Here is an 18742-nt window from a genome sequence, read left to right as displayed (position 1 = left end):
TACCCCGTCAGGGTCAAAACCCAAACCTGACGGCCGTCCGGGTACATCAGCGATATCCTCGACCAACCCGTCATGGGACAGGCGACAGACTTTGCGGCGGCTCATGTCCGAAAACCACAGCGCTCCACGGTGCCAGCGGGCGCCCTCGAGATAACCGAGATCACCCTTCGCCACAACACGGCGAGCATCAGCGGGCAGTACTCTTGGTGAACTATCCATAAAAATTTCTTCCTTAATAAAAGTGGCGTACAGTACGCCGGCGGATCAGAACTTGCTGGCCCAGGACGTCCAAACGGGTTTAAGCCTTCTCGCCCTGCTCGCGGTAGCCGCTCGCGAAGAGCAAGCGCAGACGAGTCAACGACTCCTCATCGGCCCCGTTGCTTCTGACCCAGGCAATGGAACAAGCCGACAGGAACAAATCGAAGCCTCGTACCGACAGGCGCACGCGCCCGCCGCTCTGCGCGGCAAGCAAGAACTGCTCCGTGGTAGTGACGAGGATGCTGCAAGGAACTGTGAGCGGGTTCTCTGGATCCTGCGCCTGGGCCACGGCCATGAGTGGATCCGGCAGTCCATTGAAGGCACTTAAGTACTCCTCCATGGCCTGCAGCCACTGATCCAACGCCTCGGCCGGGTCGTCCAGACGCTCGCACGCCGCCTGGCGGGACGCCAGTTCCTCGGAGCGGGTCTGCAGCAGGGCTGCGAGCAGCCCCTCCCGAGTAGGAAAGTGCCGGTACAGCGTGCCCGGCCCCACTCCCGCATCGCTCGCGATCGCCTCCAGTGATGTGCCGACTCCATGCTGCAGAAAGTGGCGCTGGGCCGCCTCCAGGAGGGCCACGCGGTTGCGCTGGACGTCCGCGCGTGGCTTGCGTCCCCGCTGTTCGACGGCATTCATTCGAGCTCCTGTCGGTAAGATCCTGCTCATGCTAAAAACGGATGCTCCCTCCGTATAAGAAAAAGTATAAAGCGGAGGCGACCTCCGGTCAATCTGGTGCTCAAGGGCACCATCCCCTTCGCCTTGTCCGGTCCGGCACTTGCGGCGGCTTGTGGATAAGGGCAGGGTTAGGCGGCTGGCTCGGCCTACTCCGCTGCTCCGCGCAACGCCGCGGATGTAGGGCTACCATTAGTGTGAAGGTCGCGTACGGAGGAGGAGTTATGCGAATCGGTGAACTTTCCGCGCGAACGGGGGTGCCGCGGCGCATGCTGCGCTACTACGAGGAACAGGGCCTCATTCAACCAATTCGAGAGGCGAATGGGTACCGGGATTATGGCGAGTACCTGGTGGAGCGGGTGGGCAAGATTCGTGGCTTGATCGACTCGGGTATTCCGTCGCGTATCGTTCTGGAAATCCTTCCGTGCCTGGATCAGGAGCAAGCGATCGTTGTTCGGAACATCGAGCCTGGGCTTCGCGATCTGTTAGTCCAGGAGCGCGACCGCATGACGCAGAAGATTGCCTTCCTGACTTCGAATCGAGATGCTCTCTCCCGGTACATAGCCGCTGTTGATGTCCGCGCGGGCAGATCAGGGGCACCTGCCGGCTGAATAGCGTCGCTCCCGCTCCCGAGCTCGATTTGACATTAACAGTAGTGTTAATGTTTCACAATGGTGGGATGTCAAAGACTTTCACCGATTCCGCTCACTCTTCGCTACCCACGCGTTTGCCTGTCGGTAGCCTTCTTGCGCTAGCCACGGCCGGGTTCCTGGCAGTCATGCTCGAGACGCTGCCGGCGGGTGTCCTGCCTGCCCTCAGCGCCGACCTGGGAGTCACTGAAGCGGCGGCCGGCCAGACCGTCACGTTCTACGCGTTGGGAGCGCTCTTGGGTGCCATCCCTATCATCGGAGCGACTATGGGGTGGCCGCGCCGCCGTCTCCTGGTGATTGCGCTGTGCGGCTACCTCGTCACGAGCCTCGTTGTCGCCGTGTCGCCCGTTTTCGGGGTGACTCTCGCGGCCAGGTTCGTGGGAGGTATCTTCGCGGGAGCACTTTGGGGGATTCTTGCAGGATATGCCAGCCGGATCGTGGAACCGGGGCAGCGCGGCCGTGCTCTGACGATTGCCCTGTCCGGGACGCCTGTCGCCCTTGCCTTCGGCACGCCTGCGGGAACCTTCCTGGCGGCAGGGATCGGCTGGCGACTTACCTTCGTCATGATGGCTGTCCTTGCGGCTGCCGTGCTCGTGTGGGTCCTCGTCGTGGTTCCGACAATCCCCGGCCAGGAGAAGCATGAGCGCACCAATGCCCTTCAGGCCCTTCGAATTCCTGGCGTCGCGCCGGTCGTCGTGGTCGCGTTGCTCTTTTTCGCCGGCCATGCTCTGCTCTACACGTACATCGCGTCGTTCCTCGATTTCGCGGGGATGGGGAGCAGTGTCAGCGCCGCGCTCCTCGTGTTCGGCGTGTCCGCTCTCGTTGGCCTCTGGGTGACGGGCATTGTCATCGACAGGCATCTGCGTCTGCTCATGCTGGGTAGCACCGCGGTGTTCGCCGTCGCGGTTCTCGTACTCGGACTGGCCCTCACCTCGCCCGCTGCAGTCTTGGTCAGTATCGCTGCGTGGGGTCTTGCTTTCGGCGGGTCGGGAAGTCTTCAGCAGACGGCCCTCACGGACGCCGCCGGCACGGCCGTTGATGCCGCGCAATCCGTTCTCGTCACCGGCTTGAACACTGGGATCGCGGTGGGCGGGATTCTCGGTGGGATCGTCCTGTCCGGTCTCGGCGCCGGGGCGTTGCCGTTCGCGACCTTGGTGCTCCTTGTCGTCGTTCTCGTCATCGTCACAGCAGCCCGCCGGAATGGTTTCCCCCCGCGTCGTTCGATCGAGGCATCGTGACCTGTTCCACTCACCGTTTCCGTTCACGTCTGCCTGCAACAAGGAGTTACCGGCAATGACCACGAAGAAGATGCTGATCGGCATGCAACTGGGCAACGGTTATGGGGCTCAGACACTGGCATGGCGTGCTGCTCAGGTCGACCCGCGCAATTACACCAATCCAGACGCGTACGTACGGTATGCGCAGGCGGCCGAGCGGGGAAAGTTCCAGTTCCTGTTTTTGCCTGATTTTCTTGCGCAGAGCCAGCAATCAGATCAGGACTCACCCATGCTGACGATGGATCCCTTCATCACGATGGCGGTAATGGCTCGCGAGACCACAAAGATCGGTTTCGTCACGACAGCGTCAACGACGTTCTACGAACCCTACAACCTGGCCCGTCAGTTGAAGACGCTCGACGTGATCAGCGGAGGCCGCATCGGCTGGAACGCGATCACCACCTCCGATCAGGCCTCCGCTGCAAACTTCGGGACCACGATCGCCGGACGAGACGCCCGCTATGGGCGCGCCCACGAAGTCGTGCAGCTAATTCAAGCTCTCTGGGGAAGCTGGCAAGAGGACGCCTGGATAGCAGACCAGAAATCGGGCGTCTTCGCGGATCTGGCCAAGATTCGGCCCATTAACCTGCAGGGGCAGTACGTCGCTTCGCGTGGGCCACTGGAGATCCCTCCATCCAAGCAAGGACAACCCGTCGTTTTCCAAGCCGGAGGCAGCCCGCACAGTTTGGCTCTGACCGGCCGATTCGCCAATGGCGTCATTGGGTCCACGTACACCATCGAAGACTCCATCCGGCAACGATCCAACGTCCGCCGGGCAGCCGAGCAAGCTGGCCGCGACCCCGACGACATCAAGTACTTCGCCGGCATAAGCCCTACCATCGCTCCGACCAGACGCGAAGCACTCGATCGACGCGGCCAATTCGTCGAGCCCGTCATTCACCAACGGATCGGTTACCTCGGAATGATGCTCGGCATTTCCCTTACCGCAACTGACTTGGACCAGCCCTTGACCGGGCAGCAGCTTGCCTCCGCCAGGGCAAACCCCTCCGACCCCCGATCCGAAAAGGCCCTCGAGATCGCCCAGGAAGGATGGAGCGTTCGCGACATCCTTTACCACGGAATCATCGACTACCACCCCGCCCCCATCGGCCCCCCGCACCTCACGGCAGACCACATGCAGGAATGGTTCGAAGCCGGCGCCTGTGACGGATTCTGGCTCAACCCCGACATTTACGAAGACGGCATCGACGCATTCGTCGACGGAGTCGTGCCGCTGCTCCAGCAGCGAGGCCTCTTCCACCACGACTACGACGGAGACACCCTCCGCGACCACCTCCACGTGCCCTACCAATACGGCACGAGCAAACCAACCAACGCTGCATAGCCAATTCATCGGGCACACCGCGCACGACACTTTCCCACTCCTATCACCACAAAAGGACTCTTTATGATCAACTCGAACAGCCGTCCGGCGGATGCCTCTGGCACCTTCACGCTCGGCGGCGACTTGACCGTGACGCGCCTCGGCTACGGCACCATGCAGCTGACCGGACCAGGGACCTGGGGCGAACCTGCCGACCGCGAAAACGCCATCCGGGTGGTCCGCCGCGCTGCTGAACTCGGAGTGACTCTCTTCGACAGTGCCGACGCCTACGGCCCCGATGTCACCAGCGGCATCCTCCGCGACGCCCTCTACCCCTATGCCGACGACATCGTCATCGCCACCAAGGTCGGCCAAACCCGCCAAGGCCCCGGACTGTGGACGCCGAACGGTGAACCAGCCCACCTGCGCAGCCAGGTCGAAAAGGAACTACGACATCTCTCCATCGACCGCATCGACCTCCTACAGCTCCACCGCATCGCCCCGACCATTCCCCTCGAAGATCAGATCGGTGAACTGAAGACCCTGAAGGACGAAGGCAAGATCCGACACATCGGCCTTAGTGAGGTAACCATCGCTGAAGCGGAGGCCGCGTTAAAAATTGCCCCGATCGTGTCCGTGCAAAACCTGTACAACCTAGCCCAACGCGATGCCGAGGAACTCCTTGACTGGGCCACCACACGAAGCATCGGGTTCATCCCCTGGTTCCCCCTCGCCACCGGCGGACTGACCGGCGAAACCAGCCCGCTCACCAACCTGGCAGCGGAACACGGTGCTACCCCCGCACAATTGGCGCTGGCCTGGCTGCTGAAAAGGAGCCCTGTCGTCCTTCCCATCCCAGGAACATCAAGCATCGCCCACCTTGAAGACAACATACGTGGCGCCACCATCGAACTGCGTGATAAGGAGCTCGCCGCGCTCTCCGACACCGTTCGGTAACTCAAGCTGTTCGCCAAAACCGCTAATGCCTGGGTTCCCGGCGAGCCGATCCATGCTGTGCACCACAACAGTGTCCCCGTCGCGGGCGAGCCGCAGCAGTTCCGTCCTGCAAAGGAAATTAACACCCAGAGCCTCGGGCGTCAGGTTGAAGTGTGCCCTACTCACAATGGGAGATATTTGTTGGGTGCGGAACCACTCGGGGAGGAGCATTACCTGCATTAGCGCCATGATCACCAGCACGCCAGTGAGGCCGAGCTGCACGGCACCCATCGGTCCCGGGTGTGACACCGTCCAGGCGAAATTTTTGCTTGTCAGCTTTTTCCCTGGCTGCACGGTGAGAAGAAGCGCAGAGAGGCCGCGTTCCATTCACTTCACGCGGTGAGTGGTGGCAAGGTGCAGGAACGTGGCACTGCTTACGGACAAGGCTTTTGACTGTTCTCCATGTCACAACTTCAGTGCGGATGCTCATATCACCTTGATAAGCTCCATTATGAATACGACTCCACGAGGGGTGCGGACAGAAGGGTCGATTGTGGCGTATGAGCTTGAAGGAACGGTTGCATTAATCACGGGCGCCAGTAGCGGGATTGGGGCAGCAACGGCAAGACGCCTTGCGAGGGAGGGAGCGCAGGTGGCGCTGGTGGCCAGGCGGCGTGAACGTCTTGAGCAGGTGGCACAAATTATCAGGGGTGAGGGCGGCACTGCCCAGGTAATTACTGCTGACATAACATCCCGGGCAGGCGCAGAATCTGCTGTCGAGCAGGCCGTTGGCACGTACGGTCGGCTGGATATCGTCGTTAATAATGCAGGGGCAATGCTTATCGGCCCGTTCGCAGATGCGCCGGAGGGTGAATGGGAGCGAATGATCGATGTAAATGTGCTTGGTCTCCTGTATGTCTCGAAGGCCGCTCTGCCGCATTTGATCAAGGCTGCGGCCGAAGAGCCGCGACATACCTCGGATTTAGTGAATATCAGCTCCTCGGCCGGGAGGGTCGCCCGTGCAGGTGCCGCTGTCTACCACTCAACCAAATTTGGCGTGAATGGTTTCAGCGAAGCGCTGCGCCAGGAAATGCAGCCCCACCGGGTACGGGTAAGCGTTATCGAACCGGGCAATGTTGACACGGAACTTGCCTCGCACACCCGGGAGGAGTTGCGCCCAGAAGTGCAGTCCCAAATATCTTCCATTGAAAGGCTCCAACCCGAGGACGTTGCCGATGCCATCGCTTATGTGGTCACCCGCAAACGTCGTGTCGCTGTCAATGAAGTCTTCGTGCGTGCCGCCGATCAAAGCTGGTAGGCATATCCCGGCCTGAATAAGTACCTGTTTCGGACGCGCGAGTCGACACCACGACGCGACGATAGACATGGTCATTGGTTACGGCCATGACCGCATTCGTGAAGAGGAAGGTAGCCCGCGACCACGGGAAAACCGAAAGTATCTGGATGATTGGGCATTTGGCCGTCTACAGCTAACCCTGGGAATGTTGGGCGGCCGAAGGCCATGTTGGCCAGCGCCGAAGGGCTGACGAACGTGGTGGCCGCTGGGCGGTGCGGCGTGGAACCGCACACGGTGGCGAAATGGCGGCGCCGGTTCCTGGAACAGCGTCTGGACGGGCTGGTCGACGAGCCCAGGCCGGGCCGGCCGGCCACGGTCACGGCCGAACAAATCCTCGAATCCCTCGGACGACTTCTGGACCTAATTTCAGGCGCAGGACACTGGATATTCTTCGGGCGCAATGGAGCCTGTAGGAGCAGGTGGCCTGCCCCTTGCCCGCGCTAGGGTCATGGAAGGCTTGCCTCATCGCTCAGTCCGGTCTCAGGCGGGCGACATGAAACCCCGAGACAATTTCACCGTTCTTGGATACGATACTGTCAATGTATGAATGCGATTCCAAAATGGGTCGTACGGTCGGTTGGAGCTCCAGTATCGCAAGTCGCTAGGGAAGCCTTGGACTCAGATTCCAATGTGCACGTGGACTCAGATTCCAGCTCATGCCTTACATGCATGCCTGATAGCTCGAAGCAATGAATGGCGCGGTTCCCTGGTCGGAGGCGGCGCTCACAGGGAGAAGGTCCCATGAAGACTGGCATCAAGTTCTACCACACCGATGAGACGTTTTCGCCTCTGGACTTCACTCGCACGGTCGAGGACAGTGGTGTCGAGTCGATCTGGCTACCGGACCATTCTCACATTCCAGCAGTTCCGCGGGTGCCCGATAGGACAAGGGCGGTTACGGCCTCGCTGACGACGCCGGTGGCGCTTTCAGAAGGGAGCTGGGACGGTTCGACGGCTGCACTCAGGGAGGTGCCGGGGTTCGCGCTAATTCGTCCGGTTCCCGGGTTTAGGGGCCGCTGCCCTGTGGCACCAGTGCATGGTTACTGAGCTTGATCCGTGTTCGTAACCAAGCCCTTTGCCAGCAAACAAGAGAAGATCCCATCCCTGGACGCGGGGGTCTTCCCAACGTTGATCATTTCGATGCAAGTAGCGAGGAGTCACAATGAGTATCAAGATCGGCTATAAAGCCTCCGCAGAACAATTCGACCCGAGGACTCTGGTCGAGTATTCGGTTCTTGCCGAGGACATCGGTCTGGATTCAGTGATGGTTTCGGACCATTTCCAGCCGTGGCGTCACGAGGGCGGGCATGCCCCCTTCGCTATGGCCTGGATGGCCGCTGTGGGGGAACGAACCAGCCGGATTGTGATGGGTACCAGCGTACTCACCCCTACATTCCGCTACAATCCCGCCGTCGTTGCGCAGGCCTTCGCCACCCTGGGCTGCTTGTATCCGGGCCGGGTCATCCTGGGCATGGGCACCGGGGAGGCATTGAACGAGGTCGCCGTCACCGGGGCCGACTGGCCGGCGTTTAAGGAACGCTTCGCCCGGGCACGGGAAGCGGTGGAGCTGATGCGCCGGCTGTGGACCGAGGACCGGGTCAGCTTCGAGGGTGAGTACTACCGCACGGTCAATGCCACCGTCTATGACCGGCCCCGAACCCCGGTTCCGATCTATATTGCTGCCGGCGGCCCGGTAGTCGCCCGCTACGCCGGCGCGGTCGGCGATGGCTTCATCTGCACCAGCGGCAAGGGCATGGACCTGTACACGGACAAGTTGCTGCCAGCGGTATTCGAGGGTGCCGCGGCCGCCGGACGGGATTCGGCCGGGGCAGAGAAGATGATTGAGATCAAGCTCTCCTTCGACACGGACTATGCCCTGGCGCTGGAAAACACCCGGTTCTGGGCGCCGCTGTCGCTGAGCCCGGAGCAGAAAGCCGGACTCGAGGATCCAGCGGCGATGGCCGCCGCCGCGGACGCGCTGCCCATCGAACAAGTCGCCAAACGCTGGATCGTCGCCTCGGACCCGGAGCAGGTCATGGAACAGGTCCTGCCTTACGTGAAGGCAGGATTTAATCACCTGGTCTTCCACGCCCCGGGCCATGACCAGCAACGGTTCCTGTCCCAGTTCGCGGAACACCTCATGCCGCGGCTGCGGGCACTGGGCGCCGGACGCCCGGCCGGTGTCGGAGCGGGACCCCATGAGCGGAGCTAAGCTGGATCCGTGGCGCAGCGCGGGAGCGGCGGCCCTGATGTTCGAAACACGAGAGCGGCGCTGCAATCGTTTTGAAGGTCCATCATGTCTAAATCATCCGTTCTGAATCCTGCCCCCCTCGCTGATGCTCTCGCTCGTCTCGAAGACACGGGTGAGACGGACCTCTCGGGAGCCACTGCGCTGTTCGGAGCTCGAGGCGAAAACCTCGACCGGTTGCTGACTGTTGCGTCGCGAGTCCGTGACGAGGGCCTCGCACGTGCCTCCCGCGAGGGCATCATCACGTATTCCAAGAAGGTATTCCTCCCAGTCACGCAGCTTTGCCAGGACCGCTGCCACTACTGTGTCTTCGTCGAGACGCCGGGCGGCTTGCTGAAGAAAGGGATCCCCACCTACCTGCCGCCAGACGAGATCCTGCGCATCGCTCGCGAGGGGGCATCGCTTGGCTGCAAGGAGGCGCTCTTCACACTCGGCGACCGTCCTGAGAACCGCTGGCCGGTCGCCCGGCAGTGGCTCGACGGCCACGGCTACACCTCAACCCTCGACTACATCGGCGCGATGGCCGAACTCGTGCTCACCGAGACCGGCCTTCTGCCGCATCTCAATCCCGGTGTCATGTCCTTTGCCGAGCTGCAGCGGCTCCGCCCGGTCGCCGCATCGATGGGCATGATGCTCGAGACCACAGCCACGAGGCTCTGGAGCGAGCGCGGGGGAGTGCATTTCGGGTCCCCGGATAAAGATCCTGCTCTGCGGATGCGGGTAATCGACGACGCCGGCCGCTCCCGGATTCCATTCACCACCGGGGTCCTGCTCGGGATCGGCGAGAACCACGCCGAGCGCGCCGAGGCACTTTTCGCCATCAGGGCATCGCACCAGCGGTATGGCCAGGTGCAGGAGACCATCGTCCAGAACTTCCGCGCGAAGCCGCACACCGCGATGCAGAACGAGACCGATCTCGCCCTCGAGGAGTATGCCGCCGCGGTCGCGGTCGCCCGGATTGTCATGGGGCCCAACCACACCATCCAGGCGCCGCCGAACCTCAGCGAACTTTCTGAACTCCTACTGCTGGTGCGCGCAGGCATAGACGACTGGGGCGGCGTCAGCCCGCTCACGCCCGACCATGTCAATCCCGAACGACCCTGGCCCGAACTCCAGACGCTTGCCGAACTAACGGCGCAGGCTGGATTCACCCTGCGCGAGCGGCTCACCGCACACCCGGCCTACCTCCGGGATCCAGAAACATGGCTGGATCCGCGCGTCACCCCCGCTGTTACCGCTCTCGCCGATCCCGTATCCCTGCTCGCCGACGAGGCCGCACGTGTGAGGCCCGCGCCCCCCGCGGCGGCCGGTCTGCCACGCCGCGCCGACCCCACCATTGTCTCCGCCCTCGCCAGAGCCTCGATCGCCCCGGCCTCGCTGACGGACGCAGACTATTGCTCCCTGCTTACCGCCCGTGGTGACGACCTCGACGCGGTAACGACGCTGGCCGACGAGGTGCGCTCAGCAGCAGTCGGTGACACCTTGACCTACGTCGTCAACCGCAACCTGGACTCATCGCTCTATGGGCAGGGGCTCACAGACGACATGATCCGTCGGCTGGTGGAGGAGGCCGTTACCCTGGGTGCAACCGAAATCTGCGTCCAGGGCCCGATCGACCAGGCGCTGCCAGGCACGGCCTACCGCGACTTTGCAGCGGCCGTTCGCGCAGCCGGGCCCGATCTGTCACTCCATGCCTTCCGCCCTTCGGAGGTGCTGGACGGGGCGCGTCGAATGGGCTTAAGTGTCGAGGATTTCCTGGAAGGACTGCATGAGGCGGGCGTAACGAGCGTTCCTGGTACTGGGGCCAGAATTTTGGATGACGGCGTGCGCGCGCTGCTGAGCGAGGGCACCGATCCACCGATCGACGAGTGGATCCGGCCGCTTGTAGCGGCTCACCGGTCAGGTCTACGATCGACGGCGACGATCGTCTATGGTCACGTCGAGACGCCAGCCCAAATTGTTGCTCACCTGCGCCGGCTGACCCGGATCCAGGATGAGACCGGCGGGTTCTCGGAGTTTATCGCCATGCCGTACGTTCCGTTCGACGTGCCCTCCGGAGTGCGGGCGGTGGCTGGTGAAGGGCCTGGCCTCGAAGCCTCGCGGGCGCTCCATGCGGTCGCGCGCCTGCTCCTCCACGGCCGGGTCGACCACGTGCAGGCTGCGTGGACCAAGCTCGGCTTCCACGGCGCCGCGGCCGTGCTCGCCGGGGGAGCGGATGACTTCGGCGGCCTGCTGCTCGATGGTGCGATCTGGCCGGAGGCCGGTGCGGAGGCGTACCGGGAGGCGACGCCGAGTGACGTCCAGCGGATCGCGACCGCTCTTGGCCGCGAGGCGCGGGAACGTACGACGAGCTACGCGCTCGTCGAAAGGGGCTTCGCGTGACGCTCGTTAACTTTGAAACGGGCACCGGCCTGCGAGAGATCCTGACAGGAGTCGCACGGCTGCCCGGCGAGTCTCTTGAACCGATCGTGATCGCGGCAGGCCCGGCCGGCCTGGATCCCGATCTCGACGTCGCACTGCCGCTATTGACGCGGCGGCGTCAGGTCTTCGTGGCGGGCGCGTACACCTGGCCAGGCGAGCTGCCCGATCGCTTCGCGCTCGTCGTCGCGCCCGGCTGCGACACCCCACTCGCTGCTGACGCGCGTGTCTCTGCCCTCATCGTGCTGGGCTCCGCTGCGCCGACCCAAGACGTCCGGTGTCCCGTCCTCGTCATCGCCCCGGAGGGGTTGCCCGCCGCTGATCTGGCATCTACGCACGTGTGCTTCGCCCAGGCGGGGCATCCCGCCGAGCGGGCGCATCTCATCGACGCGTTCCTTCGCGCGCCGCAGCGATACCCGGCCCACAGCACGGTACCGCGAGCACGGCCGTGACAAAACCCTGCGCCCCGCAGACCTTCCGTGCCGAAGCGGTCGATGCCGTCGCCGTCCGCGCGAAAGACGCTACCCCCGAGCCCGTCGACACGGTCATCATTGGTGCGGGCTTTGCCGGGCTTGGTGCGGCGATCCAACTCGCGCGCTCGGGCGAGCTGTCGTTCGTCGTCGTCGAGCGCGCTGCTGACGTCGGCGGCACCTGGCGCGACAATGTCTACCCGGGCGTCGCCTGCGACATCCCGTCACAGCTCTACTCCTTCTCGTTCCGGCCACGCACTGACTGGAGCCGCTTCTACCCTCCCGGCGCCGAGATCCTCGACTACCTGCGGGAGGCCGCCCGCGAGGAGGGCATCCTCCCACACCTCCGCTTCTCGTCAGAAGTGCTCGCGCTGGACTGGGACCAGACCACCATGACCTGGACGGTGGGCACCACGCGCGACACCTACCGCTGCCGTTGGGTGATAGTGGCGACGGGCCGGCTCTCCGAGAAGCGTGTGCCCGATGTACCGGGGCTCGACGCGTTCGCTGGCCCCGTTTTCCACTCGTCGGAGTGGCCCCGCGATCTCGATCTGGCGGGCAAACGGGTCGGGCTCGCCGGGAGCGGCGCGTCCGCGGTTCAGATCCTGCCGCGCGTTGCCTCGGTGGCCGACGAGGTTGTTCTCTTCCAACGGAGCGCGGCGTACGTCGTTCCCCGTAACGACCGCGCCTACACCGAAGAGGAACAGGTCAGCTGGCAAGACGAGCCCGACTCCCTGGCCACACTCCGCACTCAAATGTTCTGGGACGCGGAGGCGGGTTTCCCAGCACGGCTCGGCGCCGCCGGCCCCCTCACCGCCCTCCGCGACCGCGCGCGACGACACCTCGAGGCACAAATCCCCGACCCTGCCCTCCGCCGGGCACTGACACCCGACTACGAGGCCGGTTGCAAGCGCGTTCTGCTATCAGACGACTACTATCCGGCCCTGATGAGCAAATCGGTGCGCCTCGAAGGCTCAGCGCTTACTGCCGTCGAGGGCAGCCGAGCCGCGGCTGCCTCAGGAGCGGCCTATGAACTCGATGCGCTCATACTAGCGACAGGCTTCCATTCAACCCGGCCACCGATAGCGCACAGGATCCGGGGCCGCGACGGCCGGACCCTCGACGCCGCCTGGTCCCACGGAATGGTCGCCTACAACTCCACCACTGTGGCTGGTTTCCCGAACCTCTTTGTCATCGACGGCCCCAACGCCAGCCTTGGCCACAACTCGGCCGTGCATATGATCGAGTCGCAGATCGCGTACGTTCTCAAGGCCATGTGGTACCTGCGCAGCCGCGGCGTGCCGGCCTTCGACGTTCGGCCGGAGCGACAGGCGACCTATGTCACCGAAATCGACCGCATGGCCGAGAACACCGTCTGGCTCACCGGCGGCTGCCGCAGCTGGTACGTCGATGAACGGAGCCGCCGGCTGACCCTCCTATGGCCGGACACTGCGTCGGCGTTCCGCGAGCGGCTGGCCCAGTTCGACCCGACCGACTACAACATCGGGATGGTTTCGCATGACTGACACCTGGACCATCGTCATACCAGCCAAGGGCACCGCGGCCGCGAAGTCCCGTCTGGGGGGTAATCCGGGCCTTGCTCAGGCGATCGCCCTTGATACCGTGGCTGCCGCGCTGCCGGTGGGCCGCGTTATTGTCGTAACTTCCGCGGCCGCTGCCGCCGGTTTCCGAGCCCTCGGTGCCGAGACCCTTCAGGATCCAGGACGGGGCCTGTCCGCAGCCGTGCTCCAGGGCATCGAAGCAGCAGGTACTGGCCGGGTGGCGGTGCTCCAGGGCGACCTGCCAGCTCTCACCTCGATTGAACTCGAGAGCGCACTGTGGCTAGCCTCAGCCACTGAGCTGACATTCGTTGCAGATGCCGCCGGAACCGGTACAACGCTGATCACCGCCCTCGACCCAAAACGGCATCGCCCCATGTTCGGCGAAGGTTCGCGTGCTGCGCACGCTGCCGCGGGTTATGTAGAGCTCAGTATCGACAAGACGTCGGGGCTGCGCTCCGATGTCGACATCCGGGCCGACCTCGAGCGGCTCGAGGGACGGCTCGGCCGACGAACCGCCGAGGTTTTGGCGACGATCAGGCAATCTGCGCGAAGACGCTACTCTTTGGAAAATAGCCGACTGTTTCTGACGGGATCGGGATGAATCAAAATAATCTTGTGCAAATTGGAACGCCTGGGCGGACGGAGACGCCACAACAGTTTTCCGTCGTCGGGATCGGCGGAATCGGCGAAATTGTCGCCGGCGATGACCTCCTGCTGCTGGTGGGAAACGCCATCGAAGGTGAGATCTCCGAGGGCGATATCGTTGTAGTGACCAGCAAAATAGTTTCAAAGGCTGAAGGTCGTTTTCTGCAGGCAGACAGCCGCGAAGATGCCATCACGGCCGAAACAGTGCGGCTGGTCGCCAGCAAACGGCACCCCGGCGGTGTAACCCGAATTGTCCAGAACAAGTTGGGCTTGGTGCTTGCCGCCGCCGGTGTCGACGCGAGCAACACCCCTGCCGGCACGGTGCTGCTCCTGCCCGAGGATCCAGATGCGTCAGCGCGGGCACTCTGCAGCGGGTTGCGCCAGCGGTTCGGATTCGACTTAGCGGTGCTCATAACCGACACGCTGGGCCGACCTTGGCGCTTGGGGCAGACCGATTTGGCTATCGGTGCCGCAGGAATGGCAGTAAGCCATGATTTACGTGGCACACGGGACGATTTCGGCAGGCCGATGGATGCAACAATTAGTGCGGTGGCGGACGAAATAGCCGGTGCGGCGAATCTTGTGCTAAGCAAGACGTCGCGCCGTCCGGTTGCCGTCGTTCACGGCATGGGTCACCTCATTCGGCCAATCAGCGAACCCGGAGCGCGGAGCCTGATTCGCCCTGCGGAAGATGACTTGTTCCGGTTGGGATCGGCAGAAGCACATGCGGAAGGATTCAATGAGGGCTTCGCGGCAGGACAAAGGTCAGCCGTTGAACCCTCCGGCAGCGCAGAGGGCAGTGCTACCGCATGAGAATCACGGTGCTGGCCGGTGGTGTGGGTGGGGCCCGTTTCCTGCGGGGGCTACGCCACCATCTGTGTCAGGTATCGCCGGATGGTGCTGGCGGAACGACGGCGAAAATCACCGCGGTAGTCAACACGGGTGATGACATGTGGCTGACCGGGCTGCGGGTCTGTCCAGATCTGGACTCCGTGATGTATGCCCTCGCCGGCGTCAATGACGAAATGCGGGGCTGGGGCCGGGCTGATGAAACGGAGCGCGTTAGTGCCGAGCTGACAGCCTACGGTGTGGGCTGGCCGTGGTTTACTCTCGGTGATCTGGACCTTGGCACCCACATCACCCGCTCGCATCTACTGCGGACCGGACTGCCGTTGAGCCAGGTCACCCGGAGGCTGGCCTCCCGGTGGGACCTCGGGATGGAGTTGCTGCCCATGAGCGACGATGAAGTGGAAACGCAGGTCGTACTGGACGGTCCCAGCCCTGATCAGCCAGAGATCGTACACTTCGAGGAATGGTGGGTCCGGCACCGCGCCCGGCGTCCGGCGCGGGAGTTTTTCCAGGCGGGGCTCTCGAAGGCCGTTCCGGCACCTGGGGTCCTGACTGCGATTTCCGCTGCCGATGCCGTTGTCCTGGCTCCGTCAAATCCGGTGGTCTCCATCGGCACCATCTTGAATATCCCGGGCATCCGGCACGCAATCCAGATGACGGTGGCCCCGGTCGTGGGAATCTCGCCCATTATCTCCGGTGCCGCCGTGCGGGGTATGGCAGACGCCTGCCTGGCCGCGATCGGCGTCAGGACCGCCGCTGATGCTGTGGCGGTCCATTACGGGGCGCGTTCCTCCGGCGGCATTCTGGATGCCTGGTTGATTGATAGCGCCGATGCGGGGCTGTCCCGCTCCATCGCCGGAGCGGGGGTCCGGCCTGTTGTTGTACCCCTATGGATGAACGACATTCAGACCAGCGCGGATCTTGCCGCGGCGGTCGTAAAAGCTGCTTCGGCAGCGGCAACGTCAGACTCCTAGGCCTTCGGCAGCATCCTCGGGGATCTGGGACCTCAGGAGGGTGCCGGGCTTGGTATGGGATCTGCCCGAGGTAAGAGTTTGGCCCGTTCGCTGGCGAGTTTGGGGTCGATGGTAGCTGCGCTCATGCGCATCACCAGGTCGGCTTGGGAGTCGGTGATCTCAAGCTCTTGGTCCCGGCGCAGCAGTGGCACCAGGACCGGCAGCATCGAAGCGAGCAGCCTGCCGGCAGGAGCCTGCAGCACGTGATCAGCGGGTCCAGCAGGTCAAGGCCATAGGCCGGAATCCTGCCCGGCCTGGGTTTAACGATCTTCAACACCAGGGCCTCGGAGGTTCCTAATGAGTCACCGCAGGCGCTGGTGTCGGTTAGCCCAAGGGCGTAGCATCCTATCAGATAGGGGGTTCGCAGGAATCCCTTGTGGTGTGCCGTTTAGCTTATTCCTGTGAAGGGTCCGTAATGGCTGGGTGGAATGCTGACACTGCTGCAGGGCCGTCCGGGCCCGGTTCGGTCACTTTGGTGGAAGGCAGATCGTTCTGTATTTCCGCGGCAAACGGCGATATTCAACCCGAGTTGCCACACGGGGTTTTCGTCGAGGATACCCGAATCCTGTCGTGCTGGCGTGTGCTTATCAACGGCGCTTCGCTGGAGCCGCTGGGGGCGAAGACGAAAGAACCGTACCGTGCTTTGTTTATCGGGCGCGTCCCACGCCCGGATGGATACGCGGACAGCCCCCTGATCGTCGAACGCCTCCGCGAGGTAGGTGCCGGCATCATGGAACGGATAATTGTTCGAAACTACTCGCCGTTCAGCGCCGAATGTGTTCTTACCCTTCAGGTAGAGGCGGACTTCGCGGACCTCTTCGAGGTGAAGGAGGCACGCATCCAGCGACGCTGGGAAGAGTCCCGTGAAGTAGCGGGTGAGTCGCTCATCATCAGGGCCGCCTGGCAGGACGTTCAGAAGGGTGTTGTGGTGGCGGCCGACGGGGCAGATATAACCTCTGAGGAGCTTGTATACGGATTCAGTGTTCCCCCGCATGGACAGTGGAGTACCGCATTAAGCGTTACGGCCTTCGCCGGCGGCACCGGCTCCGCTCCATGTTTCATTCGGGCGGATGAAGGCGAATTGTCTCCTCGTGACCGGCGCCGCCAGGAGTGGGTATCCAAGATCCCCGAACTACGCATCAGCAACCCGTCAATCGAACGAACGCTCAGGCGCAGCTACGACGACCTGGGCGCTCTGCGCATTCAGGATCCGGACCACCCCGACCGGATCGTAGTCGCTGCGGGTGCCCCGTGGTTCATGACTTTGTTTGGCCGGGACTCGCTCTGGGCTTCCCTTATGGCACTGCCCGTTGATCCGTCCCTGGCATTCGGCACCATCCAGACTTTGGCCGACCGGCAGGGGCAAGTGACGGATGAAATGAGCGAGGAGGAGCCCGGCAAAATCCTCCACGAAGTCAGGTTTGGCGTATCCAGCGGGCTGGCATTGGGCGGGAAACCCACCTACTTCGGCAGCATCGATGCCACGCCGCTTTTTGTGGCCCTGTTCGGCGAGGTCAGCCGCTGGGGATTCGCATCAGAAGCCATTGTTGGCCTTCTGCCCCATGTTGACCGAGCGCTGGACTGGATCCGCCACTACGGGGACAAGGACGGCGACGGTTTTGTTGAATATTCACGGCTCAATGCTCACGGTCTGATCAATCAGGGATGGAAGGACTCGTGGGACGGCATCAACTTCGCCGATGGCAGCATAGCTCAGCCACCTATCGCCTTATGCGAGGTGCAGGCCTACGTCTACGGCGCCTATCTGGGTCGGTCGTGGATTGCTCACCAAGCCGGTGACTTGGACCTTGCGGCCGAGTACCGGGAACTCGGGGCACGGTTGAAGAAGCAATTCAACGAACAGTTTTGGCTGCCTCACCGCGGTTACTACGCCATCGCCTTGGACGGCGACAAACGGCCGGTCGACGCTTGTGCTTCCAACATGGGGCAATGCCTTATGTTCGGGATCGTTGACAACGACAAGGCTGCGTTGGTGGCTGACCAGCTGATGTCCCCTGAAATGTTCAGCGGCTGGGGTGTGAGAACGTTGGCCAGCAATATGGGCGCCTACAACCCTGCCAGCTACCACAACGGATCAGTTTGGCCCCACGACAACGCGATCATCGCGACAGGCCTCCTTCGTTACGGTTTTATTGAGCAGGCGCAGAGGATTGCCACAGCGCTTTTTGAGGCGGCGGAGTACTCCGGGGGGCGGTTGCCTGAATTGTTCTGTGGCTTCGGCCGCGATCAATTCGACGAACCCGTGCCTTATCCCACGGCATGCTCCCCGCAGGCATGGGCGGCAACCACGCCAATCCAACTGGTCAAGAGCTTGATGGGATACTATGTCGACGTTTTGCAAGGCGGAGTTTGGTTGGACCCCGTGCTCCCGAAATCGTATGGCGAACTCCATCTCACCAACGCCCCCCTGGCAAATGGCAGGATCACCATTGACATCTCCGACTCAACCGCAGTCGTTCAGGGACTGCCGGAGGGCATAATCCTCCACCGCGGAACCCGGCCCCGTGTCACAGACCTGGTGGAGAAGGTCAAAGGTCAGCGGTAATCGGGCTTTGGCATGTCATGCCTTAGGAGGAACGCCGTCCCTGAATAGCGTCCCCTGTGCGGTGACCTGCAGGGAGTTGGGATTCAGCAAGCAAGGCTCCTACCGGTGGAAGGCCAGTCCAGCGACGGAACGGGACTGGATCGATGCGCACCTCGTCAACGCCGCCATAAACTTCCATTCCGAGGACCCGGCCTTCGGGTACCGGTTCATCGCCGATGAGCTCCCGGAGAAGGTCATCACGGTGGGTGAGAACCGGGTCCAGCGCTTGTGCAGGGACCAGCGCATCTGGTCAGTGTTCTCTAAGAAACGGGGACTGAACCGCAGATCCAGGGCCGCCGGTCCACGACGACCTGGTCGAGCGGGATTTCACCGCCGCGGCACCGAACGAGCTCTGGCTGACGAACATCACCGCGCACCCTGTGCGAGCCCAGCCTGGGATCACCTGACGACGTCGCTATAGATTGTTCGGATTTCTTTGTGGTATCGCATTCAGGCCCGT

The 18742-nt window shown here is 62.9% G+C and carries 15 protein-coding genes and 4 pseudogenes; 15 read left to right on the top strand and 4 right to left on the bottom strand.

Features of this window, described 5'->3' with window-relative positions:
• Positions 1-219: pseudogene (locus tag ARTSIC4J27_RS23305) on the bottom strand (hypothetical protein); the annotation flags it as partial.
• Positions 220-298: 79 nt separating this feature from the next.
• Positions 299-892, bottom strand: a complete 594-nt coding sequence (locus tag ARTSIC4J27_RS20165; RefSeq protein ID WP_050056995.1) for a TetR/AcrR family transcriptional regulator — start codon at positions 890-892, stop codon at positions 299-301.
• A gap of 260 nt (positions 893-1152) precedes the next feature.
• On the opposite strand from ARTSIC4J27_RS20165, the gene ARTSIC4J27_RS20160 reads away from it, so the two are divergent.
• The 4 genes from ARTSIC4J27_RS20160 to ARTSIC4J27_RS20145 all read left to right on the top strand — a co-directional run bounded on the left by ARTSIC4J27_RS20160 (position 1153) and on the right by ARTSIC4J27_RS20145 (position 5136).
• On the top strand, positions 1153-1539 hold the full coding sequence (locus tag ARTSIC4J27_RS20160) for a MerR family transcriptional regulator (protein WP_050056994.1): 387 nt from the start codon (positions 1153-1155) through the stop codon (positions 1537-1539).
• Between the two features lie 68 nt (positions 1540-1607).
• Complete coding sequence (locus ARTSIC4J27_RS20155; protein WP_050056993.1) at positions 1608-2816, top strand: MFS transporter; 1209 nt, start codon at positions 1608-1610, stop codon at positions 2814-2816.
• 55 nt (positions 2817-2871) lie between these two features.
• Positions 2872-4200: an NtaA/DmoA family FMN-dependent monooxygenase gene (locus tag ARTSIC4J27_RS20150; RefSeq protein WP_050056992.1), complete on the top strand. Its 1329-nt coding sequence runs from the start codon at positions 2872-2874 to the stop codon at positions 4198-4200.
• Between the two features lie 63 nt (positions 4201-4263).
• Positions 4264-5136, top strand: a complete 873-nt coding sequence (locus ARTSIC4J27_RS20145) for an aldo/keto reductase (RefSeq protein WP_050056991.1) — start codon at positions 4264-4266, stop codon at positions 5134-5136.
• Positions 5137-5169: 33 nt separating this feature from the next.
• Here the strand turns inward: ARTSIC4J27_RS20145 and ARTSIC4J27_RS22630 are convergent.
• Positions 5170-5241: pseudogene (locus ARTSIC4J27_RS22630) on the bottom strand (recombinase family protein); the annotation flags it as partial.
• A gap of 298 nt (positions 5242-5539) precedes the next feature.
• Between ARTSIC4J27_RS22630 and ARTSIC4J27_RS20140 the strand changes: the two are divergent.
• The 9 genes and pseudogenes from ARTSIC4J27_RS20140 to cofD all read left to right on the top strand — a co-directional run bounded on the left by ARTSIC4J27_RS20140 (position 5540) and on the right by cofD (position 15638).
• On the top strand, positions 5540-6433 hold the full coding sequence (locus ARTSIC4J27_RS20140) for an SDR family NAD(P)-dependent oxidoreductase (RefSeq protein ID WP_235436792.1): 894 nt from the start codon (positions 5540-5542) through the stop codon (positions 6431-6433).
• Positions 6434-6637: 204 nt separating this feature from the next.
• Positions 6638-6788 (top strand): annotated as a pseudogene (locus ARTSIC4J27_RS23300) (helix-turn-helix domain-containing protein); the annotation flags it as partial.
• Between the two features lie 846 nt (positions 6789-7634).
• The gene (gene fgd / locus ARTSIC4J27_RS20135; RefSeq protein ID WP_050056989.1) at positions 7635-8684 is read left to right on the top strand and encodes a glucose-6-phosphate dehydrogenase (coenzyme-F420); all 1050 of its coding nucleotides are present in this window, start codon (positions 7635-7637) and stop codon (positions 8682-8684) included.
• Between the two features lie 84 nt (positions 8685-8768).
• Positions 8769-11102: a 7,8-didemethyl-8-hydroxy-5-deazariboflavin synthase CofG gene (cofG, locus tag ARTSIC4J27_RS20130; RefSeq protein ID WP_050056988.1), complete on the top strand. Its 2334-nt coding sequence runs from the start codon at positions 8769-8771 to the stop codon at positions 11100-11102.
• A complete protein-coding gene (locus tag ARTSIC4J27_RS20125) occupies positions 11099-11590 on the top strand; it encodes a hypothetical protein (RefSeq protein WP_050056987.1) in 492 nt (163 codons plus the stop codon). Before cofG ends, ARTSIC4J27_RS20125 begins: the two co-directional genes overlap by 4 nt.
• Positions 11587-13134: a flavin-containing monooxygenase gene (locus tag ARTSIC4J27_RS20120; protein ID WP_083435562.1), complete on the top strand. Its 1548-nt coding sequence runs from the start codon at positions 11587-11589 to the stop codon at positions 13132-13134. The genes ARTSIC4J27_RS20125 and ARTSIC4J27_RS20120 overlap by 4 nt, the downstream gene beginning before the upstream one ends.
• Positions 13127-13771: a 2-phospho-L-lactate guanylyltransferase gene (gene cofC / locus ARTSIC4J27_RS20115; RefSeq protein ID WP_050056986.1), complete on the top strand. Its 645-nt coding sequence runs from the start codon at positions 13127-13129 to the stop codon at positions 13769-13771. The genes ARTSIC4J27_RS20120 and cofC overlap by 8 nt, the downstream gene beginning before the upstream one ends.
• A complete protein-coding gene (cofE, locus tag ARTSIC4J27_RS20110; protein WP_083435561.1) occupies positions 13768-14628 on the top strand; it encodes a coenzyme F420-0:L-glutamate ligase in 861 nt (286 codons plus the stop codon). The genes cofC and cofE overlap by 4 nt, the downstream gene beginning before the upstream one ends.
• Positions 14625-15638 (top strand): 2-phospho-L-lactate transferase, encoded by a 1014-nt coding sequence (gene cofD, locus ARTSIC4J27_RS20105; protein ID WP_050056985.1) that lies wholly within the window; start codon positions 14625-14627, stop codon positions 15636-15638. Before cofE ends, cofD begins: the two co-directional genes overlap by 4 nt.
• Positions 15639-15670: 32 nt before the next feature.
• Here the strand turns inward: cofD and ARTSIC4J27_RS20100 are convergent, their stop codons facing one another.
• Positions 15671-15880, bottom strand: a complete 210-nt coding sequence (locus ARTSIC4J27_RS20100) for a hypothetical protein (protein WP_050056984.1) — start codon at positions 15878-15880, stop codon at positions 15671-15673.
• A gap of 212 nt (positions 15881-16092) precedes the next feature.
• Between ARTSIC4J27_RS20100 and ARTSIC4J27_RS20095 the strand changes: the two genes are divergently transcribed.
• Together ARTSIC4J27_RS20095 and ARTSIC4J27_RS22330 are read left to right on the top strand one after the other, a co-directional pair.
• Complete coding sequence (locus ARTSIC4J27_RS20095) at positions 16093-18243, top strand: amylo-alpha-1,6-glucosidase (protein ID WP_050056983.1); 2151 nt, start codon at positions 16093-16095, stop codon at positions 18241-18243.
• A gap of 43 nt (positions 18244-18286) precedes the next feature.
• Positions 18287-18662, top strand: a pseudogene (locus ARTSIC4J27_RS22330) (IS3 family transposase); the annotation flags it as partial.
• Between the last annotated feature and the right edge of the window lie 80 nt (positions 18663-18742).

The sequence above is a fragment of the Pseudarthrobacter siccitolerans genome, from assembly GCF_001046895.1.
Taxonomy (GTDB): domain Bacteria; phylum Actinomycetota; class Actinomycetes; order Actinomycetales; family Micrococcaceae; genus Arthrobacter; species Arthrobacter siccitolerans.
This window is presented reverse-complemented; position numbering and strand designations above follow the sequence as displayed.